At 44.8% G+C, this 24,666-nt stretch carries 17 protein-coding genes, 10 tRNA genes and 3 rRNA genes; 26 read left to right on the top strand and 4 right to left on the bottom strand.

Annotated features, from left to right (window positions below; genetic code table 11):
• Positions 1-4: 4 nt before the first annotated feature.
• Positions 5-757, bottom strand: a complete 753-nt coding sequence (gene pdaB, locus LGO15_RS00965; RefSeq protein WP_167834126.1) for a polysaccharide deacetylase family sporulation protein PdaB — start codon at positions 755-757, stop codon at positions 5-7.
• Between the two features lie 144 nt (positions 758-901).
• On the opposite strand from pdaB, the gene LGO15_RS00970 reads away from it, so the two are divergent.
• The 15 genes from LGO15_RS00970 to rocF all read left to right on the top strand — a co-directional run bounded on the left by LGO15_RS00970 (position 902) and on the right by rocF (position 9,232).
• Positions 902-1,132 carry a hypothetical protein gene (locus LGO15_RS00970; RefSeq protein ID WP_167834127.1) on the top strand — a complete coding sequence of 77 codons (231 nt, stop codon included), beginning with the start codon at positions 902-904 and terminating at the stop codon, positions 1,130-1,132.
• 300 nt (positions 1,133-1,432) lie between these two features.
• Positions 1,433-2,982 (top strand): 16S ribosomal RNA (locus tag LGO15_RS00975).
• A gap of 207 nt (positions 2,983-3,189) precedes the next feature.
• Positions 3,190-6,124 (top strand): 23S ribosomal RNA (locus tag LGO15_RS00980).
• 138 nt (positions 6,125-6,262) lie between these two features.
• A 5S ribosomal RNA gene (gene rrf / locus LGO15_RS00985) occupies positions 6,263-6,378 on the top strand.
• Together the 16S, 23S and 5S rRNA genes with 10 tRNA genes alongside form the textbook arrangement of a ribosomal RNA operon.
• Before the next feature lie 78 nt (positions 6,379-6,456).
• Positions 6,457-6,531, top strand: a tRNA-Asn gene (locus LGO15_RS00990).
• 42 nt (positions 6,532-6,573) lie between these two features.
• Positions 6,574-6,646: transfer RNA gene (locus tag LGO15_RS00995), tRNA-Thr, on the top strand.
• 18 nt (positions 6,647-6,664) lie between these two features.
• A tRNA-Glu gene (locus tag LGO15_RS01000) sits at positions 6,665-6,739 on the top strand.
• 3 nt (positions 6,740-6,742) lie between these two features.
• Positions 6,743-6,818 (top strand) — tRNA-Val (locus LGO15_RS01005).
• 15 nt (positions 6,819-6,833) lie between these two features.
• Positions 6,834-6,906 (top strand) — tRNA-Thr (locus LGO15_RS01010).
• 99 nt (positions 6,907-7,005) lie between these two features.
• Positions 7,006-7,090: transfer RNA gene (locus LGO15_RS01015), tRNA-Tyr, on the top strand.
• A gap of 54 nt (positions 7,091-7,144) precedes the next feature.
• A tRNA-Gln gene (locus LGO15_RS01020) sits at positions 7,145-7,219 on the top strand.
• Positions 7,220-7,226: 7 nt separating this feature from the next.
• Positions 7,227-7,299: transfer RNA gene (locus LGO15_RS01025), tRNA-Lys, on the top strand.
• 70 nt (positions 7,300-7,369) lie between these two features.
• Positions 7,370-7,444: transfer RNA gene (locus LGO15_RS01030), tRNA-Gly, on the top strand.
• 4 nt (positions 7,445-7,448) lie between these two features.
• Positions 7,449-7,524 (top strand) — tRNA-Ala (locus tag LGO15_RS01035).
• Positions 7,525-8,335: 811 nt separating this feature from the next.
• Entirely contained in the window at positions 8,336-9,232 is an 897-nt protein-coding gene (rocF, locus tag LGO15_RS01040; protein WP_167834294.1) for an arginase, read from the top strand.
• Between the two features lie 82 nt (positions 9,233-9,314).
• On the opposite strand, the gene LGO15_RS01045 is transcribed toward rocF, so the two are convergent.
• Positions 9,315-9,485, bottom strand: coding sequence for an aspartyl-phosphate phosphatase Spo0E family protein (locus LGO15_RS01045; RefSeq protein ID WP_167834293.1), 171 nt, complete (start codon positions 9,483-9,485; stop codon positions 9,315-9,317).
• Positions 9,486-9,729: 244 nt separating this feature from the next.
• On the opposite strand from LGO15_RS01045, the gene sigW reads away from it, so the two are divergent.
• The 6 genes from sigW to glmS all read left to right on the top strand — a co-directional run bounded on the left by sigW (position 9,730) and on the right by glmS (position 17,084).
• Entirely contained in the window at positions 9,730-10,293 is a 564-nt protein-coding gene (gene sigW, locus LGO15_RS01050) for an RNA polymerase sigma factor SigW (protein WP_167834292.1), read from the top strand.
• A 16-nt stretch (positions 10,294-10,309) separates the two neighbouring features.
• Positions 10,310-10,963: an anti-sigma factor family protein gene (locus LGO15_RS01055; RefSeq protein WP_167834291.1), complete on the top strand. Its 654-nt coding sequence runs from the start codon at positions 10,310-10,312 to the stop codon at positions 10,961-10,963.
• Positions 10,964-11,307: 344 nt separating this feature from the next.
• Positions 11,308-12,135 carry a diadenylate cyclase CdaA gene (gene cdaA / locus LGO15_RS01060; protein WP_167834290.1) on the top strand — a complete coding sequence of 276 codons (828 nt, stop codon included), beginning with the start codon at positions 11,308-11,310 and terminating at the stop codon, positions 12,133-12,135.
• Positions 12,128-13,360: a CdaR family protein gene (locus LGO15_RS01065; protein WP_226086369.1), complete on the top strand. Its 1,233-nt coding sequence runs from the start codon at positions 12,128-12,130 to the stop codon at positions 13,358-13,360. Before cdaA ends, LGO15_RS01065 begins: the two co-directional genes overlap by 8 nt.
• Positions 13,361-13,396: 36 nt before the next feature.
• The gene (glmM, locus tag LGO15_RS01070; RefSeq protein ID WP_167834288.1) at positions 13,397-14,746 is read left to right on the top strand and encodes a phosphoglucosamine mutase; all 1,350 of its coding nucleotides are present in this window, start codon (positions 13,397-13,399) and stop codon (positions 14,744-14,746) included.
• Positions 14,747-15,281: 535 nt separating this feature from the next.
• A complete protein-coding gene (gene glmS / locus LGO15_RS01075; RefSeq protein WP_226086370.1) occupies positions 15,282-17,084 on the top strand; it encodes a glutamine--fructose-6-phosphate transaminase (isomerizing) in 1,803 nt (600 codons plus the stop codon).
• A gap of 554 nt (positions 17,085-17,638) precedes the next feature.
• Here the strand turns inward: glmS and LGO15_RS01080 are convergent.
• Positions 17,639-18,556: a nuclease-related domain-containing protein gene (locus LGO15_RS01080; RefSeq protein WP_226086371.1), complete on the bottom strand. Its 918-nt coding sequence runs from the start codon at positions 18,554-18,556 to the stop codon at positions 17,639-17,641.
• A 124-nt stretch (positions 18,557-18,680) separates the two neighbouring features.
• Positions 18,681-19,745 carry a M14 family zinc carboxypeptidase gene (locus LGO15_RS01085; RefSeq protein WP_226086372.1) on the bottom strand — a complete coding sequence of 355 codons (1,065 nt, stop codon included), beginning with the start codon at positions 19,743-19,745 and terminating at the stop codon, positions 18,681-18,683.
• Between the two features lie 720 nt (positions 19,746-20,465).
• On the opposite strand from LGO15_RS01085, the gene LGO15_RS01090 reads away from it, so the two are divergent.
• From LGO15_RS01090 to LGO15_RS01110, 5 genes are all read left to right on the top strand, one after another.
• A complete protein-coding gene (locus LGO15_RS01090; protein WP_023626356.1) occupies positions 20,466-20,666 on the top strand; it encodes a cold-shock protein in 201 nt (66 codons plus the stop codon).
• A 382-nt stretch (positions 20,667-21,048) separates the two neighbouring features.
• A complete protein-coding gene (locus LGO15_RS01095) occupies positions 21,049-22,284 on the top strand; it encodes an ATP-binding protein (protein ID WP_226086373.1) in 1,236 nt (411 codons plus the stop codon).
• Between the two features lie 187 nt (positions 22,285-22,471).
• Positions 22,472-23,692, top strand: coding sequence for an S-methyl-5-thioribose kinase (gene mtnK, locus LGO15_RS01100; RefSeq protein ID WP_226086374.1), 1,221 nt, complete (start codon positions 22,472-22,474; stop codon positions 23,690-23,692).
• Between the two features lie 45 nt (positions 23,693-23,737).
• Positions 23,738-24,391 (top strand): L-fuculose-phosphate aldolase, encoded by a 654-nt coding sequence (locus tag LGO15_RS01105; RefSeq protein WP_226086375.1) that lies wholly within the window; start codon positions 23,738-23,740, stop codon positions 24,389-24,391.
• Between the two features lie 131 nt (positions 24,392-24,522).
• Positions 24,523-24,660 carry a hypothetical protein gene (locus tag LGO15_RS01110; protein WP_167834281.1) on the top strand — a complete coding sequence of 46 codons (138 nt, stop codon included), beginning with the start codon at positions 24,523-24,525 and terminating at the stop codon, positions 24,658-24,660.
• Positions 24,661-24,666: the final 6 nt, after the last annotated feature.

The following is a 24,666-nucleotide window of genomic DNA, read 5'->3' on the forward strand; positions in this document are numbered from 1 at the left end:
TTATTTATTTTACTTCAGCTGATTTAGAATCTCCATTGGCAATCATTTCGGATACCGTGACCATTTTCAGGTTTTTCGACCTGATATCTTTTAACACAAGCGGCAGTGCTTCAGCTGTTTGTTTAGCTGAATCTGATGCATGCATCAATAAGATATCGCCTTTTTTGGCTTTAGAAGCATTCTCGGCAATTACCTCCGTACCCGGATTCGTCCAATCCTTTGTATCAAGACTCCAGTGGACGACCGTATAACCAAGGCGCTCGGCAATTTTTAGCGTGCGTTGGTCGAAATGGCCAGTAGGGGCGCGCAGTAACTCAATGTTTTTAACATTAAGCTTTTTAAATGCTTCCTGGGCCTTCTGGATATCGCGTCTGACCTTGTCTTCTTCAAGATCGGTATAATCCTTATACTCATAACCCAGCATGCCAATTTCGTAACCTTCTTTCACCATCCTGTTCACCAAGTCTGGATGCCTTTCTGCCCAAGAACCTGACAAGAAGAAGGTGACAGCTCCGGCTTTCTCTTTCTTGAGTACATCAAGAATCGGTTCCGCTTTTTCATCGCCCCAGCCAATATTAAAGGTCAAGGCCAAATCCTTCTCACCTTTATAGATGGCTTTAGGACCGTCCTTTGCTGAAAAAGCAGGGATTTGAACTATATTATCCATGTAAAAGAACCAAGCTGTAAAAAAAGCTGCAATCACGATGACAAAAACGGTTTTAATCGACTTCGCATTCATTACATAAAAAAAATTCATTTTCTCACCACCTCGTCCAATGCACTCCTTGTCTAATTTTTATTCCACAGCCTAAAAAGATATGATAATAAAAAATCAGATTATAAAAATCCGGAAAAAAGATAACACTACAACCACTATGTGAAAATGAACAGGAGTGTATATATGCTTGGTGTTCTGATCAATGAGAAGGAACTGAAAGAGCTAGAATACTTAATTAAAAGGGAAATGGATGAAATCCTATTCGATCTGAAGGATGATCGTATTGATCATGTCGTTAAAAGATCCATGAAGGAAAGGTATCAAATATTGTTTTCTCTTTTTAAAAGAGTAGCATCCCCAAAGGAATGCCTTAAGTATATGCCAGCGAAGAAAAGCATGTATAAAGGCCAATAATAAAGTAATGAAACTTTTTTAAGATTATTATTGACGGACATAAATTATCCTGTTATATTAATAAACGTCGCTGCTGAGCCAGTCGCTAACACGATGATCGGCGGTAAAAAATAATAAAAAATGTGGTTGACAATTAAATGGCCACATGCTATATTATGAAAGTCGCTTCTGAGCGGCGAGACAATAAATTGTTCTTTGAAAACTAAACAAACAAGCGTCAACAAACAATAAATTTTCATGGCTTCTATTATAGAAGAACATGAGCCAACGTTTTAACTTTATGAGCTAACTCATAACTCTTTCTTGGAGAGTTTGATCCTGGCTCAGGACGAACGCTGGCGGCGTGCCTAATACATGCAAGTCGAGCGGATCTTCATTAGCTTGCTTTTGAAGATCAGCGGCGGACGGGTGAGTAACACGTGGGCAACCTGCCTGTAAGACTGGGATAACTTCGGGAAACCGGAGCTAATACCGGATAATCCTTTCCCTCACATGAGGGAAAGCTGAAAGACGGTTTCGGCTGTCACTTACAGATGGGCCCGCGGCGCATTAGCTAGTTGGTGAGGTAACGGCTCACCAAGGCAACGATGCGTAGCCGACCTGAGAGGGTGATCGGCCACACTGGGACTGAGACACGGCCCAGACTCCTACGGGAGGCAGCAGTAGGGAATCTTCCGCAATGGACGAAAGTCTGACGGAGCAACGCCGCGTGAGCGATGAAGGCCTTCGGGTCGTAAAGCTCTGTTGTCAGGGAAGAACAAGTACCGGAGTAACTGCCGGTACCTTGACGGTACCTGACCAGAAAGCCACGGCTAACTACGTGCCAGCAGCCGCGGTAATACGTAGGTGGCAAGCGTTGTCCGGAATTATTGGGCGTAAAGCGCGCGCAGGCGGTTCCTTAAGTCTGATGTGAAAGCCCCCGGCTCAACCGGGGAGGGTCATTGGAAACTGGGGAACTTGAGTGCAGAAGAGGAGAGCGGAATTCCACGTGTAGCGGTGAAATGCGTAGAGATGTGGAGGAACACCAGTGGCGAAGGCGGCTCTCTGGTCTGTAACTGACGCTGAGGCGCGAAAGCGTGGGGAGCGAACAGGATTAGATACCCTGGTAGTCCACGCCGTAAACGATGAGTGCTAAGTGTTAGAGGGTTTCCGCCCTTTAGTGCTGCAGCAAACGCATTAAGCACTCCGCCTGGGGAGTACGGCCGCAAGGCTGAAACTCAAAGGAATTGACGGGGGCCCGCACAAGCGGTGGAGCATGTGGTTTAATTCGAAGCAACGCGAAGAACCTTACCAGGTCTTGACATCCTCTGACAACCCTAGAGATAGGGCGTTCCCCTTCGGGGGACAGAGTGACAGGTGGTGCATGGTTGTCGTCAGCTCGTGTCGTGAGATGTTGGGTTAAGTCCCGCAACGAGCGCAACCCTTGATCTTAGTTGCCAGCATTCAGTTGGGCACTCTAAGGTGACTGCCGGTGACAAACCGGAGGAAGGTGGGGATGACGTCAAATCATCATGCCCCTTATGACCTGGGCTACACACGTGCTACAATGGATGGAACAAAGGGCTGCAAAACCGCGAGGTCGAGCCAATCCCATAAATCCATTCTCAGTTCGGATTGCAGGCTGCAACTCGCCTGCATGAAGCCGGAATCGCTAGTAATCGCGGATCAGCATGCCGCGGTGAATACGTTCCCGGGCCTTGTACACACCGCCCGTCACACCACGAGAGTTTGTAACACCCGAAGTCGGTGGGGTAACCTTTTGGAGCCAGCCGCCTAAGGTGGGACAGATGATTGGGGTGAAGTCGTAACAAGGTAGCCGTATCGGAAGGTGCGGCTGGATCACCTCCTTTCTAAGGATATTGCCGTAATGGCAATCGGAATGCGAACCTTCTGGTTCGTACTGTTGACTAGCTTGTTTGTTTAGTTTTGAGGGAGCAATTCTCTCAAAGCTTTTTTGTTCCTTGAAAACTAGATAATCGTAAGTAAGAAGAACCAAGAAAAACCGAGTGATCGCCATTTTAGTTTTCTCTCTATTCAATTAGAGAAATGACCTTTTAGGTTAAGTTAGAAAGGGCGCACGGTGGATGCCTTGGCACTAGGAGCCGATGAAGGACGGGACTAACACCGATATGCTTCGGGGAGCTGTAAGTAAGCTTTGATCCGGAGATTTCCGAATGGGGAAACCCACTGTTCGTAATGGAACAGTATCTTTACCTGAATACATAGGGTATTGAAGGCAGACCCGGGGAACTGAAACATCTAAGTACCCGGAGGAAGAGAAAGCAAACGCGATTCCCTGAGTAGCGGCGAGCGAAACGGGACATAGCCCAAACCAAGAGGCTTGCCTCTTGGGGTTGTAGGACACTCTACATGGAGTTACAAAGGAACGGGGTAGATGAAGTGGTCTGGAAAGGCCCGTCAGAGAAGGTAAAAACCCTGTAGTTGAAACTTCGTTCCCTCCTGAGTGGATCCTGAGTACGGCGGGACACGAGAAATCCCGTCGGAAGCTGGGAGGACCATCTCCCAAGGCTAAATACTCCCTAGTGACCGATAGTGAACCAGTACCGTGAGGGAAAGGTGAAAAGCACCCCGGAAGGGGAGTGAAAGAGATCCTGAAACCGTGTGCCTACAAGTAGTCAGAGCCCGTTCATGGGTGATGGCGTGCCTTTTGTAGAATGAACCGGCGAGTTACGATTACATGCAAGGTTAAGTTGAGAAGACGGAGCCGCAGCGAAAGCGAGTCTGAATAGGGCGAATGAGTATGTGGTCGTAGACCCGAAACCAGGTGATCTACCCATGTCCAGGGTGAAGGTTGGGTAACACCAACTGGAGGCCCGAACCCACGCACGTTGAAAAGTGCGGGGATGAGGTGTGGGTAGCGGAGAAATTCCAATCGAACTTGGAGATAGCTGGTTCTCTCCGAAATAGCTTTAGGGCTAGCCTCACGTTGTAAGAGTCTTGGAGGTAGAGCACTGTTTGGACTAGGGGCCCTCATCGGGTTACCGAATTCAGACAAACTCCGAATGCCAAAGACTTATCCGTGGGAGTCAGACTGCGAGTGATAAGATCCGTAGTCAAAAGGGAAACAGCCCAGACCACCAGCTAAGGTCCCAAAGTATACGTTAAGTGGAAAAGGATGTGGAGTTGCTTAGACAACCAGGATGTTGGCTTAGAAGCAGCCACCATTTAAAGAGTGCGTAATAGCTCACTGGTCGAGTGACTCTGCGCCGAAAATGTACCGGGGCTAAACGTATCACCGAAGCTGTGGATTGACATCTTAGATGTCAGTGGTAGGAGAGCGTTCTAAGGGCGTTGAAGTCAGACCGTAAGGACTGGTGGAGCGCTTAGAAGTGAGAATGCCGGTATGAGTAGCGAAAGATGGGTGAGAATCCCATCCACCGAATGCCTAAGGTTTCCTGAGGAAGGCTCGTCCTCTCAGGGTTAGTCGGGACCTAAGCCGAGGCCGAAAGGCGTAGGCGATGGACAACAGGTTGATATTCCTGTACCACCTCTTTATCGTTTGAGCGACGGGGGGACGCAGGAGGATAGGGTAAGCGCGCTGTTGGATATGCGCGTCTAAGCAGTTAGGCTGCAAGTGAGGCAAATCCCGCTTGCGTGAAGGCTGAGCTGTGACAGCGAGGGAAATATAGTACCGAAGTTCCTGATTCCACACTGCCAAGAAAAGCCTCTAGCGAGATAAAAGGTGCCCGTACCGCAAACCGACACAGGTAGGCGAGGAGAGAATCCTAAGGTGAGCGAGAGAACTCTCGTTAAGGAACTCGGCAAAATGACCCCGTAACTTCGGGAGAAGGGGTGCTCATTTGGGTGAATAGCCCGGATGAGCCGCAGTGAATAGGCCCAGGCGACTGTTTAGCAAAAACACAGGTCTCTGCGAAGCCGCAAGGCGAAGTATAGGGGCTGACGCCTGCCCGGTGCTGGAAGGTTAAGAGGAGGGGTTAGCTCACGCGAAGCTCTGAATCGAAGCCCCAGTAAACGGCGGCCGTAACTATAACGGTCCTAAGGTAGCGAAATTCCTTGTCGGGTAAGTTCCGACCCGCACGAAAGGCGTAACGATCTGGGCACTGTCTCAACGAGAGACTCGGTGAAATTATAGTACCTGTGAAGATGCAGGTTACCCGCGACAGGACGGAAAGACCCCGTGGAGCTTTACTGTAGCCTGATATTGAATTTTGGTACAGCTTGTACAGGATAGGTAGGAGCCTGAGAAACCGGAGCGCCAGCTTCGGTGGAGGCGTCGGTGGGATACTACCCTGGCTGTATTGAAATTCTAACCCACGCCCCTGATCGGGGCGGGAGACAGTGTCAGGTGGGCAGTTTGACTGGGGCGGTCGCCTCCTAAAGAGTAACGGAGGCGCCCAAAGGTTCCCTCAGAATGGTTGGAAATCATTCGCAGAGTGTAAAGGCACAAGGGAGCTTGACTGCGAGACCTACAAGTCGAGCAGGGACGAAAGTCGGGCTTAGTGATCCGGTGGTTCCGCATGGAAGGGCCATCGCTCAACGGATAAAAGCTACCCCGGGGATAACAGGCTTATCTCCCCCAAGAGTCCACATCGACGGGGAGGTTTGGCACCTCGATGTCGGCTCATCGCATCCTGGGGCTGTAGTCGGTCCCAAGGGTTGGGCTGTTCGCCCATTAAAGCGGTACGCGAGCTGGGTTCAGAACGTCGTGAGACAGTTCGGTCCCTATCCGTCGTGGGCGCAGGAAATTTGAGAGGAGCTGTCCTTAGTACGAGAGGACCGGGATGGACGCACCGCTGGTGTACCAGTTGTCTTGCCAAAGGCATCGCTGGGTAGCTATGTGCGGACGGGATAAGTGCTGAAAGCATCTAAGCATGAAGCCCCCCTCAAGATGAGATTTCCCATAGCGCAAGCTAGTAAGAACCCTGAAAGATGATCAGGTTGATAGGTCAGAGGTGGAAGCGCGGTGACGTGTGGAGCTGACTGATACTAATCGTTCGAGGACTTAACCAAATAGATCATTCGTTTTTCTTGAAATTCTTCTTACACATTATCTAGTTTTGAGGGAATAAATTTTTTGCGACAGCAAAAAAAATTACCTCTTGAAAAATGCATAAAAGGCAGTATAATAAATATTGTCCTTAAAAATTGTCTGGTGGCGATGGCGAGAAGGTCACACCCGTTCCCATACCGAACACGGAAGTTAAGCTTCTCAGCGCCGATGGTAGTTGGGGGTTTCCCCCTGTGAGAGTAGGACGCCGCCGGGCGATGATGCATGATCATCTTAGATTACTCTAAGATGTGGTATTCGAATCATCTGCAAGAGTTATGAAAATTATCATTATTCCGCAGTAGCTCAGTGGTAGAGCACTCGGCTGTTAACCGAGCGGTCGTAGGTTCGAATCCTACCTGCGGAGCCATTATCTCTAAATGACGAAAGTCGTTTGAGCTGGCAGCAACATGCTTCCATAGCTCAGCAGGTAGAGCACTTCCATGGTAAGGAAGAGGTCAGCGGTTCGAGCCCGCTTGGAAGCTCTGAATATATTATTATATGGCCCCTTGGTCAAGCGGTTAAGACACCGCCCTTTCACGGCGGTAACACGGGTTCGAATCCCGTAGGGGTCACCAAATGGAGGATTAGCTCAGCTGGGAGAGCATCTGCCTTACAAGCAGAGGGTCGGCGGTTCGATCCCGTCATCCTCCACCATTTATTATTAACCATGCCGGTGTAGCTCAATTGGTAGAGCAACTGACTTGTAATCAGTAGGTTGGGGGTTCAAGTCCTCTTGCCGGCACCTTCTTTCTAAATTACCTGAATAAATTTCAGTGAAAAGATGCGAAAAATCCCGAAAAGGATTATAAGCATGTATTAGTTTTAGGAAGCTTTATTATGTGGAGGGGTAGCGAAGTGGCTAAACGCGGCGGACTGTAAATCCGCTCCCTCAGGGTTCGGCGGTTCGAATCCGTCCCCCTCCACCATTTTAATACATATTAAAATTGGACAAGCTACTAATGTCCTTTTTATTTTTTCATTGGGCTATAGCCAAGCGGTAAGGCAACGGACTTTGACTCCGTCATGCGTTGGTTCGAATCCAGCTAGCCCAGCCATTTTTTTGAGCCATTAGCTCAGTCGGTAGAGCATCTGACTTTTAATCAGAGGGTCGAAGGTTCGAGTCCTTCATGGCTCACTCATGTTAAGACCCCTAAGAATGAACTTGTACTTTATTTTTAGGGGTCTTATCTATATAATAAAAACATGCGGAAGTAGTTCAGTGGTAGAATACAACCTTGCCAAGGTTGGGGTCGCGGGTTCGAATCCCGTCTTCCGCTCCAAAATGGGGCCTTAGCTCAGCTGGGAGAGCGCCTGCCTTGCACGCAGGAGGTCAGCGGTTCGATCCCGCTAGGCTCCACCATCACACTACATAAATACCATTTCAGTCATAAATCCAATTGGATTTATGGCTTTTTTTATTTTTCAATCGATAGAGTTTGGTGAGGGTTTAAGCTATAAGAGAGCATGGTTATAGCCATACTTTTAGGAGTTGGGGCTCAAGTACGAGCAGTTATTGTGACAGCTTTTTAGGAGAAGAGGCCAAAGCTGTCAAGAAAGAGCGGTTATTATGACAGATTTTAGGTAATGGAGTTCAAAGCTGTCAAGAAAACGGAATTATTGTGACAGCTTTCAAGGTGTAGAGCCCAAAGCCGTCAAGAAAGCGGAGTTATTATGACAGGTTTCAGGTTATGGAGCTCAAAGCTGTCAAGAAAGTGCAGTTATTATGACAGGTTTCATGGAGTAGAATTCAAAGCTGTCAAGAAAGTGAGGTTATTATGACAGGTTTCAAGATGTAGAGCTCAAAGCTGTCAAGAAAGTGCAGTTATTATGACAGGTTTCAAGGTGTAGAGCTCAAAGTTGTCAAGAAAGTGCAGTTATTACGACAGGTTTCTGGGTGTAAAGGCCTAAAGCTGTCAAGAATCCACATTGCAGTGCATGTGCTTTTTTTTCAACAATCAGTGATTTAGCCGCACGTCATCAGGCGGGAACTTCACTGCTCCTTCTCGCACTAGCTGTTCAAATCCTCCCTTATTATGGTTTTACGGATACTTCAATATATAAATTCACTCAATTCTAAACCGTATATATATTCATGAAATTGTCCAGTTGAGTCATTTGAATGAAAGCGTTTAAAATAGGGGGTAGACGAGAGATAGCAAGGGGGAGAAGAAATGAAGAAACTTTCGATTATTGGCATGCCTATGGATTTGGGTCAGATGAGAAGGGGAGTCGACATGGGCCCGAGTGCGATCCGTTATGCTGGAATAAATGAAAGACTGAGAGTGTTATTTGATGAGATAGAGGATCTGGGAGATATAGCTGTTGGCAGACCTGAGGTAAAGATTGATCCTAATAGCAATCTGCGCAACCTGGAACTGGTAGCGGAAAAAAATAGTTTGCTTGCTGAAGAGGTAGACAAGATTATTGAATCAGGTTCATTTCCGCTTGTATTAGGCGGTGACCATAGCATTGCGATAGGGACATTGGCGGGTGTATCCAAGCATTATAAGAACCTGGGTGTCATTTGGTATGATGCTCATGGCGATTTGAATACAGCGGAAACTTCTCCGTCTGGTAATATACACGGAATGCCACTGGCAGCGAGCCTAGGTTTGGGTCATGAGATGCTGACACAATTAGGTGGGTTTGCACCGAAGGTAAAGCCTGAAAACATTGTCATAATCGGAGCGCGTGCACTGGATGATGGTGAAAAGGACCTCATCAAGGAAATGGGCATTAAAGTGTTTACGATGCATGAAATCGATCGTCTTGGAATGGCTGCTGTCATTGAGGAGACGGTCAACTATCTTAAAGATAAGACGGATGGCGTCCACCTTTCACTCGATCTGGATGGCCTTGATCCAACCGATGCTCCTGGTGTCGGTACGCCGGTAACTGGAGGGATCAGTTATCGTGAAAGCCACCTGGCGATGGAGATGTTAGCTGAAGCGAAAGTGATTACATCAGCTGAATTTGTCGAAGTCAATCCAATCCTTGATGAGAAGAACAAGACAGCTGTCGCAGCAGTGGCATTGATGGGTTCTTTATTTGGAGAAAAACTTTTGTAATGCTCATATAGTTTTGGAATAGAATCATACTAGCACGCAAAAATAGGAGCAGCGGCCAAGTCTGGCTGCTGCTCTCTTATTATTAATATAGAAATGTCTTTTTGGAAGTTAAGTGATCATATTTATTTAGCAGATGGTCGAGTTTAGTGCTTATGGCTACAACCCTTTGATTTGACAGCGAGGTTTTTGCGGCTAACTCAACCATTTCTTTACGGCAATTTTCAATATCCTTCAACAACGTATCTGCACACACTATTAGTTCCTCGCTTTCAATAAAATATAGTTCATTTATACCCCTTATAAAACTTTTTAAACCAAACTGGTAATAATTTGTTAATATAAAGTTATCGTGTTTTTATATTTTTTTCGCAAAATAAGTCAGTTAGTTGATAATTTTGTCATTAAAATACATAAATAAAGTTTTTATAAAAAAAACGAAACCTTTTACGGAATCGATTCGTATATCGATTAGCCGCATGAAGCGCGGAGGTAAAATAATGGAGACAATCGTTAAACACAGAATAAAGCAAGTACTCAAGGGAGACCAGAATGCCTATGGAGAGATTGTTGAGGTATACAAGGACAAGGTATTCCAGCTTTGCTACCGTATGCTCGGGAATCGGCACGAGGCAGAAGATATTGCACAAGAGGCATTTATCCGTGCATATATCAATATTAACAGCTTCAATCAAAACTTGAAGTTTTCAACATGGCTGTATAGAATTGCGACTAACCTATGCATTGACCGGATCCGCAAAAAGAAACCCGATTATTTCCTTGATGCGGAAGTGCCTGGAACAGAGGGCTTGACGATGTATTCGCAGGTTCCATCTGAAACACCTTTACCAGAGGATGAGGTCGAAAGTATCGAATTGCATGATACGATCCAAAAAGAAATTTCAAAACTACCCGATAAATATCGATCGGTCATCGTATTAAAGTATATTGAAGAGCTCAGCTTGAATGAGATCAGCGAAATACTTGATTTGCCGCTTGGCACAGTGAAGACGAGGATTCATCGAGGAAGAGAAGCCTTAAGGCAGCAGTTGCGACACGTATAAGGTGAGGTGAAAGAATATGAAATGTCCAGAACAATTTATCGACTATATGCATGAATACTTAGATGAAGAAATTTCCGAAGAACATGAAAAGGTTTTAAGGGAGCACCTGCAAAGCTGTAAAGATTGCCAGGAATACTTCAGGGAGCTGAATAAAGCAATTGCGCTTGTACAGAGCACCTCTCACATCCAGGCCCCAGAGGATTTTACTTCAAAGGTTATGGCTGGGCTTCCGAAAGAAAAAAAGAAGACCGAAATCCAGCGTTGGTTCCGGAGCCATCCATTGGTAACAGCTGCCTCTCTTTTTCTGGCATTAATGACAGCCAGCATCTTTTCAACCTGGAATGAAGATCACCAGTTTTCAGTATCGAAGCAGCCAAATTTGGTAGTTGAAAATGATACGGTTATCGTGCCTGAAGGGGAAGTTGTAAAAGGGGATGTTGTAGTCAGGAATGGCAAGGTGAAAATTGACGGCGAGGTTCAGGGGAATGTCACAGTGATCAACGGTGAGTTGATCAGTGGTGAGAATTACATGGCATCTGCCGGAAATGTCACTGGTGAAATAACAGAGGTCAATGAAGTGTTCGAGTGGATTTGGTACCATATTAAGAAGACAGCTAAAAACACGGCAGATCTCTTTGAGAACGACGAAAAAGAACAGTCATTCCAATAGGAATGGCTGTTTTTTAAGGCAATTTTAGAAAGGAATCCGATGAGGACCCACTGTCAGGGACACTGCAATTGACATCATTATTAATTTGAATAAAGCTTATGGTATAATAAAAAAGTTACATTTATTTATAGCTGAAGTGGATTTTTTTCAAAAGGCGATTTTGCCCTTTATGAATGATACATCTCATTTCAAAAGGCTTAGGAGCATCTTTTTGCTGAGCTTACCAGCAACCCCGAAGCCGATCTACTTTTTAACAATATAGCCTTATAAAAAAGGCTGATTAACCTTCCGGCAATTTATGATTTTGCCTGAAGGAGCCTTACTAAACTACTGGAGGAAGTGCAATGTCGTTTGCGGATTTCGATTTTTTAGAATATCTAGCTAATATTGTTGACATTCTCCTGGTTTGGTTCGTCATTTACAAGCTGATTGCAATTATTCGAGGTACGAAGGCTGTCCAGCTTTTAAAAGGGATTTTTGTCATCCTGATTGTAAAGTTTATCAGTGATTACTTCGGATTGAATACGCTCAGTTGGATGATGGAACAAGTACTAACCTGGGGATTCCTGGCCATTATCATTATCTTCCAGCCCGAATTGCGGCGTGCGCTTGAACAGCTCGGCAGAGGGCGGCTTTTTTCCAGAACAGGTCTGCAGGAAGAGGAAGACGAAGAGAAGATGGTGGAGGCCATTATCAAGGCCACCGATTATATGGCTAAGCGCCGGATCGGGGCATTGATCTCAATTGAAAGAGAAACAGGGATGAGTGATTACATAGAAACAGGCATTCAGCTTCAATCAAGAATCTCTTCTGAACTGTTGATCAATCTTTTCATACCGAATACGCCGCTTCATGATGGAGCTGTAGTCATACAGAAAAACATCGTTGCCGCAGCGGCTTGTTATTTGCCGCTGTCAGAAAGTCCGTTCATTTCGAAGGAACTCGGTACAAGGCATAGGGCCGCACTCGGTATCAGTGAAGTAACTGACAGTATCACGATTGTCGTTTCTGAGGAAACAGGCAATGTTTCAGTCACCCGGAATGGCGAACTTTACAGGGACTTGAGCGGGGAAACGCTAAGGGAACTGCTCACAGCCGAGCTGGTTTCACCATCAAGAATCAAGCAGGCAGCTTCTACCCGCTGGAATTGGAGGGGGAAGAAAAATGGATAAATGGATGGATAATCCCTGGTTCATAAAAGTTGTTGCCCTGGTTCTTGCGGTCCTGCTTTTTGGATCTGTCCCTAAAAATGATCCAGATAAGCCCGGTGATGTGAATGTACCATCAGATGAAAAGGTAGAGATCATTGAAGACGTTCCGGTAAAAAGAATCTATGATACCGATACTCTGGTCGTATCAGGCGTTCCTGAAACGGTTTCCGTCACGCTGCAAGGACCGAAAAATCTTGTGCAGCAGGCGAAAACACTACGGAACTTTGAAGTGTTCGTTGATTTAACGGATGCCGAAATCGGCAATCAGCGAGTACCGATCACGATTAAAGATGTTTCAGACCGTCTGACTGTTACCATCGAGCCTGGGTATGCAAATGTATCAATCCAGGAAAAGGTTACGAAGGAATTCGGAGTGGAGGCAGAATTCAACGGAAATATAGTTGAAGAAGGCTATATTGCTGAGAAGCCAACGGTTAAGCCTAACAAAGTCAAAATAACAGGTGCCAAGGATGTTATCGATAGAATCACTTATGTAAAGGCTACTGTGAATTCATCCGGAAAAATCTCGGATACCATCACACGAGAAGCGAGTGTCCTGGCCCTTGATAAGGACATGAATAAATTAGATGTTATCGTTGAACCTGGAGTCGTTGAAGTAACCATCCCGGTGAAGAGCTCAAGTAAAAAGGTTCCGATTGATATTGTACGTAAAGGGACTCCTCCAAGTGGGGTAACGATCGATTCTATCACTTTGGAAACGAAGGAAGCTGAAATCATCGCTGATCCAGCTCTTCTTGAGAAGTTCGATCAAGTAAGGGTTGAGGTAGATGTCAGCAAGATTGATGAGGACACGGAACTCACCCTCCCAGTCATTATTGGTGAAGGAATTGTCCAGGTTTCTCCTGAAACAGTTAAAGTGGCCGTTAAAGTCACTAAGGCTTCCGAGAGAAGTATATCCAATGTTCCCATTGAAATTGATGGGAAAGATGATGGCTATGAAGTCGATTTTCTGGATCCTGCAAACGGTCAGGCTAACCTGACTATTTCAGGGCCGAGTGATATTGTTTCCGCCCTTTCATCCGATGATTTTAGAATTCTGATTGATGTGTCGGAACTGGATGAGGGAAATCATGAAGTCGACTTGATAGTGACAGCACCCCAAAATATAACTTGGAAATTGGCTAAAGAAAAAGCCAGTATATCTGTTGCGAAAAAAGATGCGTAATTGACTGCAATTTTCATACAAGGAGAGATTTTAAGAATGGGTAAATATTTCGGTACAGACGGAGTACGCGGTGTTGCGAACAGCGAATTAACGCCAGAATTGGCTTTCAAGCTAGGCCGCTTTGGAGGCTATGTCCTGACAAAGGAGCATGATCGCCCTAAGGTATTGATCGGAAGAGACACTCGTATTTCGGGACATATGCTTGAAGGAGCACTGGTTGCCGGCCTATTATCAATCGGAGCGGAAGTCATGAGGCTCGGCGTCATCTCTACTCCAGGGGTAGCTTATTTGACAAAGGCACTTGGGGCACAGGCTGGCGTCATGATTTCTGCCTCTCATAACCCAGTTGCAGATAACGGGATAAAATTCTTTGGACCGGACGGATACAAGCTATCTGATGACCAAGAGAATGAAATCGAACAATTGATGGATATGGAAACAGATGAGCTGCCTCGTCCAGTAGGTGCTAACCTTGGACAGGTGAATGATTATTTTGAAGGCGGTCAAAAGTATCTGCAATACCTTAAACAATCAGTTGATGAAGAATTCACTGGGCTGCACATCGCTCTTGATTGTGCACATGGAGCAACGTCATCTTTGGCTACGCATTTGTTTGCTGACCTTGATGCTGATACTTCCACAATGGGTGCATCGCCTAACGGCCTGAATATCAATGATGGCGTAGGCTCGACACATCCTGAGGCACTTGCTGAATTCGTCAAGGAAAAGGGAGCGGATTTAGGTCTTGCTTTTGACGGGGATGGCGACCGCCTGATTGCGATTGATGAAAAAGGAAACATCGTTGATGGCGACCAGATCATGTATATCTGTGGGAAATTCATGAAGGAACGCGGCCAGTTAAAACAGGGTACAGTCGTTTCTACTGTGATGAGTAACCTTGGTTTTTACAAAGGCCTCGAGGAAAACGGTGTGCAGAGCGTCCAAACGGCTGTGGGCGACCGTTATGTAGTAGAAGAAATGAAAAAGAATGGCTATAATCTCGGCGGCGAGCAGTCAGGTCATATCATTTTCCTGGACTACAATACAACAGGTGATGGCCTGCTGACAGGTCTGCAGCTTGCCAACATCATGAAAGCAACTAAAAAGCCGCTTTCTGAACTGGCAGCGGAAATGAAGAAATATCCGCAGGTTCTTGTGAACATCCGTGTGACGGATAAGCATCACGTAACAGATAACGAGAAGGTAAAAGCAGTAATTGAAGAGGTTGAAGCGGAAATGAACGGCAATGGCCGTATCCTTGTCCGTCCTTCCGGAACAGAGCCATTGGTACGAGTCATGGCAGAAGCAGCAACAGCAGAGCTTTGCCAGGAATATGTAAACCGTATCGCAGCGGTTGTTCAAGAGGAAATGGGCTTAAAAGAATAGAATTCAGTCATATGCATAAGGGCTCCAAAGCACAAAGAAGAGCCCTTATGCATATTTATTTAAGAAGGGAGTTTTTAGCTGTCCTATAAAGGGTATTTGTACGGGAAGGCTGTTTTCCTTTGAATTTCTATTGACGGATGGGTAAGTATCATGTATGATAATCCTGTTTTTGTAAAAGGCTGCTTTTTGCCTTGAAAACAACTTATCGACTTGAAAACAACTTATCGAAAGGTGGGCAGAGGTAGATCAATGGAAAACTAAAGCGCCAGGACTAATCCTTGGACGGAAATGTGGATTAGTTGACGAGGTGGAGGTTTATCGAAGTTTCGGCGGATGCCTCCCGGCTGAAAGCACAGCCGACAATTTCATCTTCAAAACATTAGGGCAACTTAATGCACAAAAAGATGGGGATGCTAAAATTAAAGAGGATTGGATTTACGAAGTCTAACCTCAAACCAATTATATGAGATAAGGGGGCAAGCTGCCCCTATATAAGAGGCTTCTTGCCCCCTGTCGTACAGGAGGAAAAGAAGTTATGTGTGGAATCGTTGGATATATCGGAAATTATGACTCGAAAGAGATTTTATTAAAAGGCCTTGAAAAGCTTGAATATAGAGGGTATGACTCTGCGGGAATCGCAGTCATGAACGAAAAGGGAGTTCACGTTTTTAAGGAAAAGGGACGCATTGCGGATCTTCGCAACGCAGTGGACAACGGTGTAATGGCGAACGCTGGTATTGGCCATACTCGTTGGGCGACTCACGGTCCTCCAAGCAAGGTGAACGCTCACCCTCACCAAAGCTCAACAAGCAGACTGACTCTTGTCCACAATGGCGTCATCGAGAACTATGATCTATTGAAGCGCGAGTATTTGCAGAATGTCGAATTGAAGAGTGAAACAGACACTGAAATTATCGTTCAGTTAATTGAACTGTTCGTAAAAGAAGGTCTGAGCTTAGAAGAAGCGTTCCGTAAGACGCTGACACTTTTACACGGTTCATATGCACTTGCCCTTATAGATGAGCAAAACGAAGACACGATTTTTGTGGCGAAAAACAAGAGCCCGCTTCTAGTCGGCCTTGGCGATGGCTTCAACGTTGTTGCCAGTGACGCAATGGCAATGATCCAGGTAACAAACCAATATGTTGAACTGATGGACAAGGAAATGGTAATTGTCACGAAAGATGAAGTGACAATCAAGAACCTTGATGGAGAAGTGATTTCTCGCGCTCCTTACACAGCAGAGCTTGATGCAAGCGACATTGAAAAGGGAACATACCCTCACTATATGCTCAAGGAAATCGACGAGCAGCCGCTTGTGATGCGTAAAATCATCCAGAACTATCAGGATGGCGAAGGCGCACTTGAAATCGACTCTGACATCGTTAAGGCTATGAAGGATGCAGACCGCATCTACATCATCGCTGCGGGTACTTCATACCATGCTGGTCTTGTCGGCAAGCAGTTCATCGAAAAATTGGCTAAGATTCCTGTTGAAGTCCACATCTCAAGTGAGTTCGGCTACAATATGCCGCTTCTATCAGAAAAGCCATTGTTCATCTTCATCTCACAAAGCGGAGAAACTGCGGATAGCCGCCAGGTTCTTGTGCAAGTGAAGGAGATGGGCTACAAAGCATTGACGATTACGAACGTTCCTGGTTCAACGCTTTCCCGTGAAGCAGACTACACTCTTCTACTTCACGCTGGTCCTGAAATTGCGGTTGCTTCAACAAAAGCGTACACAGCACAGCTTGCTGTACTGGCAATTTTAGCAGAAGTAACTGCTCGCGGAATTGGCCATGTAGTTGATTTTGATCTTGTACAGGAATTAGGAATCGTAGCGACAGCAATGGAAGCTCTTTGCGACGACAAAGAAGAGTTCGAAAGCATCGCACGCGAATACCTGACTATCACAAGAAACGCATTCTTCATCGGACGCGGAATCGACTTCTACGTAGGACTAGAAGGTGCGTTGAAGCTGAAGGAAATCTCGTACATCCAGGCTGAAGGCTTTGCAGGCGGCGAGCTGAAGCACGGAACCATCGCCTTGATTGAAGAAGGCACTCCAGTCATCGCTCTTGCTACACAAGAATTCGTCAACCTGAGCATCCGTGGAAACGTCAAAGAAGTCGTTGCCCGCGGAGCAAACCCGTGCATCATCTCCATGAACGGACTGGAAACAGACGAAGATCGCTTCGTCATCCCAGAAGTGCACAGCCTATTAACACCTCTTATCTCAGTAATCCCGCTGCAGTTGATCTCATACTACGCAGCGCTGCACCGCGACTGTGACGTCGATAAGCCACGTAACCTGGCTAAATCAGTTACGGTTGAATAATTTGGTATTTTGATTGGAACCCAGTCAGCATTGATTTGCTGGCTGGGTTTTTGTTTATGTGTAATTCCAAGATGAGTAAATTGTTCTATAAGCCCAAAACGAAGTGGAAGTTCCCAAAAGGTCACATAGAAAAATTCTATAAGCCCGAAACGAGTTAAGAGTCTCCAAAAGGTCACATAGAAAAATTCTATAAGCCCGAAACGAGTTAAGAGTCTCCAAAAGGTCACATAGAAAAATTCTATAAGCCCAAAACGAGTTAAGAGTCTCCAAAAGGTCACATAGAAAATTCTATAAGCCCAAAACGAGTTGAGAGTCTCCAAAAGGTCACATAGAAAAATTCTAAAAGCCCAAAACGGGGCAGGAGTCCTCAAAAGGTTACATAGAAAAATTCTATAAGCCCGAAACAAGTTAAGAGTATCAAAAAGGTCACATAGAAAAATTCTATAGGCCCAAAACGAGTTGAGAGTCTCCGAAAGGTCATATAGAAAAATTTAATAAGTCCGAATTAGGGAGAGAACCTCAAATGGACACATATAAAGCGATACTAATAAAAATTACTTACTACTAACTTCAAAATACTGATGTCTTTTTGTGCTGACCACATTAAAGTTATCAGATAAAATATTCCTTATAACCTTTCTTGATAGTGCACCATTGCTCCATTCATAAATTAAAGTAGTAGTGATCTTTTTATCAGGAAATAGCAACCTTACTTCTTCAATATTCCGCAGTACTGCGGTATCAATTTTTTCATGACTGCCGCAATGACTGCACACAAATTCCCTTTTCACGACTTGATCCACAAACGAATGACACTCCCCACAAACTATCCCTTTCTTCAACTGTTCATACTCATACTTCGGCAATCGTTTATAGGGGTTATCCACTGTATGCAACTCAAGTAGCTTGTCGGCAATCTTCTGATGGATGTTATTCAGTTTGGATTGTCTTTTATTCAATTTTTTCATGAAGCGGTTCAGTTGGCTGGGTAAGATGTTAGGTGCATTCTTGGGGGCCTGGTACAGGGTGAACTCGGGGTTGATGAATATGACATAGGATTCAATCTCAAGGTGAAAGCCGAGGCTGGCAAGCAGTTGGCGAAACAGAGAGGTATTGCGTTTTAGTTGGAGCAGGGGATCTTTGATTTCTTCGCCATAGATTATTTTAAGACGTTCGTCTTCGTAGTAGTATTCACCTTCGAAATCTTTAACTTCGAATAGTAGAAGTTTATTCTGGGTAATGACACTGGAATCAATCTGGAACGTGGTGTTGCTTGCCTCGAGGAGAAGGTCGTTCAGCGTTAGGTTTTGGATCTCAAGGCTTTTCATCCATCGATCATACTTGACTTCACCCTCATAGCCTTTTTTCAGCCTATAATGTCTCTGTTTTTCTTTTTCCGTAAAATTCATTCGTGGTTCCAGGAGGTTCATAATTTTTAATTCGTCTGGTTCGTACCGGGTTTTTAGTATCATAGTCCACATCCTTTCAGGTTATATTCTGATGTAAAAAATGCCAAATATCCAGTGAACATTTTAAGGCGAAAAAGCCTGCCGATCTCGACCGGCAGGCTAATTTCGTATGGTCACTGCATAAAACTTATTCGTCCGCTTCTTCGCTCTGCCTGCTTTTCTGTTCAGGCAGGGTATCCCAGAAGCTTGTGTCCATAGTTTCAATTGAGTCATTTGCAATGGCTCTGACGGTGGCATCCAATGTGGTGATGGTCTGCTTGATCAGGTAGCCATTGCTTTTTTGACCAAGTGCATAAGATTCGATATAGTGGTCGGACATGCCGCGCATTTCGAATAGTAGAGTCGAGATGTCATAGCGAACAGCCGCTCCGTTACGGCCAATGTTTTCGCCTGTACCGCCGGCGTACCTCCCAATGTGGCCCCAGCCGGTATCTTCGAGTGCATTATAAACGACTGCACCAAGCTTCTTGGAACCTTCAAGCACCTCTGGCTTCACCTTTTCGTTGGTAGGATAAAGGATCGACCCAGAAACAAGTTCACCTTCTGTTTCACTGAGTGTGCCCTGGTGATGAAGGTCGATCATGTAATCGATATCATATTTCTCAAAAACATTTTCATGAAGCGCGCGTGCTTCTGGTTCCATATCGCTTGTTTCTTTTGCGTGTTCACGATTCAGGTCAACATAGTTTGCGTTATAGCGGGTAAGGTGGCGGTCGCCATCTGCATGGTAATCCTCAAGTGAGAAGTCGACATCGCCCATCGCTCCGTCCGCGTTCAGCATCGGAATCACAAGGATGTTCACATTGTCGAGGACTCCGCTTGTTTTACCAGTACCTAAGTGTTTGATGAATTCAAGCGCACCTTCCGTGGTCAGCTGCTCGTTGCCATGCTGCTGAGTAAGGAACAAGATTGTTGGGTTTTTCGGGTTGGAAATATATTTTGCCATGTGGATATCGCGGCCTTTGACAGTCTGGCCAATCACTTCTAGCTCCATGGCCTCTTGTTTGGCATCTTGAGTCTTTAAGTAATCTACTAAGCTGTCATATGTATGCAGAATCGATGTTTGTACGGATCCATTTCCGGCACTCGGGCCATTTCCAACCGCGCCAGCAGGCAACGCCACCGCCGTCACCGCACCAAGAGCCATCATGCTTGATAAAGAAACAGATAGAACCTTCTTTTTCAAAGTCATTGTCATTCCTCCTATTAAACTAGATTCAACTCTATTTTACGGAATATTATAAAAACAATTAATAGAGTAAGATGCCTATTTTATAGACAAATTTCGGGACGCTAAATAAGTAGTTTGGATAGAGTTTAATCTTTAAAAAATTGGGTTTTGTAGGAAAAAGGTAATGAATGATCAAGAAGGGGAATAGAAAAGAGCGTGCTATACGAAGCACGCTCTGGTAGGAGATGACAGTTTGAGGCTGAGCGGAAAAAATAAAAAAGCCAGGAAGCCCAGCTTCTAGATCTTTGTAAGTTCTTCCTCAAAATAAAAGGTACTCGGATACTCTTTTACAGTGTATGAATATCTTTTCATGTTCTTCACGTATTGGGATTTCATAATGGTCACTGTTTCACCGGTTTCTTTGATATTGACACTTTGACCTATTTTGTAAAGGTTGCTTGCGCTTTTCAATTACCCACGCCCTTTCATGTTCTCTCCATTATACCACAGTTTCTGGCTAACTATTGTTATTCCATTATGGTCTTTAGGAACTTTATTTATAAAACCTATTTTTGGTAAATTCCTTAAAGCTTGCACTATCCTATCAATTCTGTTATTCTTAGGAAGAATTATTTTTGTTCGGTATGCAAGGAAAGAACATGCACTGCTTGATTCGCCTGGATATCACTGAGACAAGAATAGTAACAAATTGTGTGGATATCACACTAGGAGGCAACAAAAATGGAAAACGGTAAAGTAAAATGGTTTAACGCAGAAAAAGGTTTCGGATTCATCGAACGTGAAGGTGGAGAAGACGTATTCGTACACTTCTCAGCTATCCAAGGCGAAGGCTTCAAGACTCTTGAAGAAGGCCAAGAAGTTTCTTTCGACGTTGAGCAAGGCGCTCGTGGACCACAAGCAGCTAACGTTACAAAACTATAATAACGATTTAGCCCATACAAACAAGCTCTGAGTGATCAGAGCTTGTTTTTTTATATCTGTAAAAATAAACATAAAAAAACCCCGCTCATTAGAGTGGGGTTTAATGCGGTAAAGCAATGGTTGTTTTTATTATAGCATATGTTTTACAGCTACTGTAAAAAAGTTTTTAAAGTTTGTTTTTTGCACGTCCAAGTGTGACAGGTTCCATTCCCAGCCTCAGCCCGCGCAATGGCCCAGAAAATGCGACATGAACATGGATTAACTGACAAAATCATTTAGTTTTTCTCGAAAAATCTGAATTTTCCATTGAAGAATCCCTTCGAGGAGTAGATAATAACCATATAGGTATAAATTCATAAAATGGAGATTTCCGGGGGATACAATGATAGAGTTTGTAAAAGATCTGATTCTGCATTTTTCAATTATATTATCACTCGGTTTCATGTATAACTTTCTCTGGATGCAAAAGCGTTCGGTGTATAAGAAGCAAGTCTTTAAGATGGCGATTTTGGCCGCCTTGTTGATGACCATGGCGCTGCCTGTAAGATTTCATGGCGGCATGGAATTCGATTTGAAGCTGATTCCTGTCTTCATTGCCTTCTTTTATTTAAGCAGGACTGATAGCTTTTTGCTTGTAGCGGTCCTATTGTTATTGCAGGGATTTGTTGAATTTGACAAAATGGCCGTCACGTCCGTCAATTATCTCATTATATTAATCTTGTTTTTTTCGATTGAAAAGGTATATAAACAGACAACTGTTAACAGAAAAATCGCCCTCGGCCTTTTTGTTTATGGGCTGATCACAGTAACCCGGCTTGCGGCTATGATCAACGCTGGTGATGCGGGGGACTATCTGTACTTGCTTGTATTTTCACTGGTCTCTTTTATTGCGCTGTCTGTCACCATTTATATTATTGAAATGACCAACCTACAACGGAAAATGATGCATGAACTTCACAAGGCTGAGAAGTTTTCAGCAATCAGTCAGCTTGCAGCATCGGTTGCCCATGAAATCCGCAATCCCATGACCACGATCAGAGGCTTCATGCAGGTCCTTCAGGGAGAAAGGAATCTGAATGACAACCAGAATCTCTTCATCTCGATTTCTCTTCAGGAACTGGATCGAACCCAGACAATCATTGATAATTTCCTATCATTAGCCAAACCGAATACTGGCAGCATGGCAAAAATAAATCTAAGCGAACTCTTAAAAGAAACGATTGATTTCATGAGGTCCTATTCGCATCTCGCCAATACAGAATTGGTGGAAGCCATTGACAAGGATCTTTGCATCAAAGGCGATGCCCATGAAATCAGGCAGGTTTTCATCAATATCCTGAAAAATGGCATTGAAGCCATGCCCACAGGCGGAAGTATCTACATCATCGCCAAGGTGGACAGGGACAATGTAAGAATCCAGTTCCGGGATGAGGGTGTCGGTATGAATAAAGAACAGCTCGACAGACTCGGGCACCCTTATTATTCCACTAAGGAAAAAGGGACAGGCCTCGGCATGATGATTTCCTTTGATATCGTCCAGAGAATGAGAGGAAGAATCAATGTCGAAAGCGAAGAAGGGAAAGGCACCACCTTTACGATCCTGCTGCCATGCGAGTAACAGCGTACATTGAAAAAATGGGAGAAGGCGATGAGCCTTCTTCTTTTATAATATGCTTGTCGGAGTTAAGCAGTTGCCTTAGCTTTTCTTGTTGGAAGTTTTTTTTAGTGCATCGAAATACATTATTAAGCTATAATAATTTTTAAAAGATTTCCATAATTGTTTTTCGGGAAAGGGGTAGGACGGCGTGGCTGATTTTAAGACGTATTTTTTGATGAAGGCGGATGAGGTCATTTCATATGTAAAGGAAAAGACCGATTTTTTTGATAGAGATGCTGATTTGAGCTGTACGGAAATTGGGGATGGCAACTTGAATTATGTTTTCCGTGTCATTGATGGAAAGTCTGGCAAATCGCTGATTGTGAAACAGGCGGGTGATACGGCGAGAATTTCCGATGATTTTAAGCTTTCTACTAATAGAATCAGGATTGAGTCCAATGTTCTGAAGCTTGAGGGTGAGCTGGCACTGGGTTTGGTCCCTGATGTATACCTGTTTGATGAAGTAATGAACTGCTGTGTGATGGAGGACTTGTCTGATCATACGATTCTGCGAACTGCCCTTAATGAAGGGCACATTTTTCCGAAGCTTGCGGATGACCTGACGACTTTCATGGTCAATACGCTCCTGTTGACTTCTGATGTGGTCATGGAGCATAAAGCGAAGAAGGCTTTGGTCCAGGATTACATCAACCCTGAATTGTGCGAAATTTCAGAGGACCTCGTATACTCTGAACCTTTTACAGACCATAACAATCGGAATGATCTGTTCCCTGCCAATAAGGAATGGATAGAAGAGAATATATACAGCGATGACAAATTGCGTTTTGAAGCTGCGAAGCTGAAATTCGCATTCATGACCAATGCCCAGGCGCTTGTGCATGGTGATCTGCATTCAGGATCTGTTTTTGTAAAAGAAGATTCTACAAAAGTGATCGACCCAGAATTCGCGTTTTACGGGCCAATGGGCTATGACGTTGGAAACGTAGTTGCTAACCTGATCTTTGCGTGGTCGAGGGCTCATGTAACAAATGCTGATGAAAAATATGTTTCTTGGCTTGAGGAAACGGTTAAAGATACGGTGGACCTTTTTGCGGAAAAATTCCTGGCAAGCTGGCAGGAAAATGTTACTGAAATCATGGCGAAGGAGCAGGGCTTCGACCGCTGGTACCTGGATTCTGTCCTTCAGGATACGGCTTCGGTAGCCGGCATGGAGATGATCCGACGTATTGCCGGCCTGGCGAAGGTTAAGGATTTGACGACGATTGCTGACGAAAAGCAGCGTGTTACGGCGGAGAGAATCTGCCTGTCAGCCGCAAAGCAGTTCATCTTGAATTCTGCTGACTACAAAACGGGAGAGCAGTTTTTACAAGGATTAAAGAATGCAGCTTCACGCCATAATATGCGATAATAGGACGTTCCCTATCTGATTTTTAGAGAAAGAGAGGCGCATCACATGTTGCTTCTGGAAGAACGGATGAAAGTCGTAGAATACGGCAAGAAAATCATATCAAGCGGCCTGACGAAAGGGACAGGTGGAAACATCAGCCTTTTCAATCGGGAAAAGCAGCTGGTTGCCATCAGTCCAAGCGGGATTGACTATTTCGATACGAAACCTGAAGACGTGGTAATCATTAACTTGGATGGCGAAATCATCGATGGCAGCAAAAAGCCGTCAAGCGAGCTGGATATGCATTTGATTTTTTACCAGCGCCGCGATGATTTGAATGCGCTTGTCCACACCCACTCACCATATGCAAAAACGATTGCTACCCTTGGATGGGACATTCCGCCGATCACGTATTTGGTGGCGTTCGCCGGTCCGAATGTAAGGTGTGCTCCTTATGCAACATTTGGAACGAAGGAGCTGGCTGAAAAGGCTTTTGAAAGCATGGTGGAAAGAAGAGCCGTGCTGTTGGCCAATCACGGTATGATTGCCGGTGCCCATAATATCGAAACAGCTTTTACGGTGGCTGAGGAGATTGAGTTCAGCGCACAGATTTATTACCAGGCGAAAGCGATTGGTGAGCCTACAGAGCTTTCTGATGAAGAAATGGCGCGCCTGTCAAAGAAATTCGAGACATACGGACAGAGAGGACCCTCTTTTTAGAGGGTTTTTTCTATGATAGCAGGCTCCGCAATGAAAATAGAGGGGCACAAAATCACTAGATTATGCTATGATTATTGAAAAGAAAAAAATGGGCTTAATGGATAGTTTTACTAGAGGGGGACAGGCTGGCTATGAGAGCAAGGACTAGGAAGAGTGAACCTTTTTCATTCGACAAACTGAAGGAATTTTTCACTACTGTGCTGCTGCATCTTAGTTTTTATGCCTTCATTGTGTTTCTTGTCGTTTTCTTCATTGATAATTTCAGCTAATACATA

Source organism: Mesobacillus sp. S13 (genome assembly GCF_020422885.1).
Taxonomy (GTDB): domain Bacteria; phylum Bacillota; class Bacilli; order Bacillales; family Cytobacillaceae; genus Mesobacillus; species Mesobacillus selenatarsenatis_A.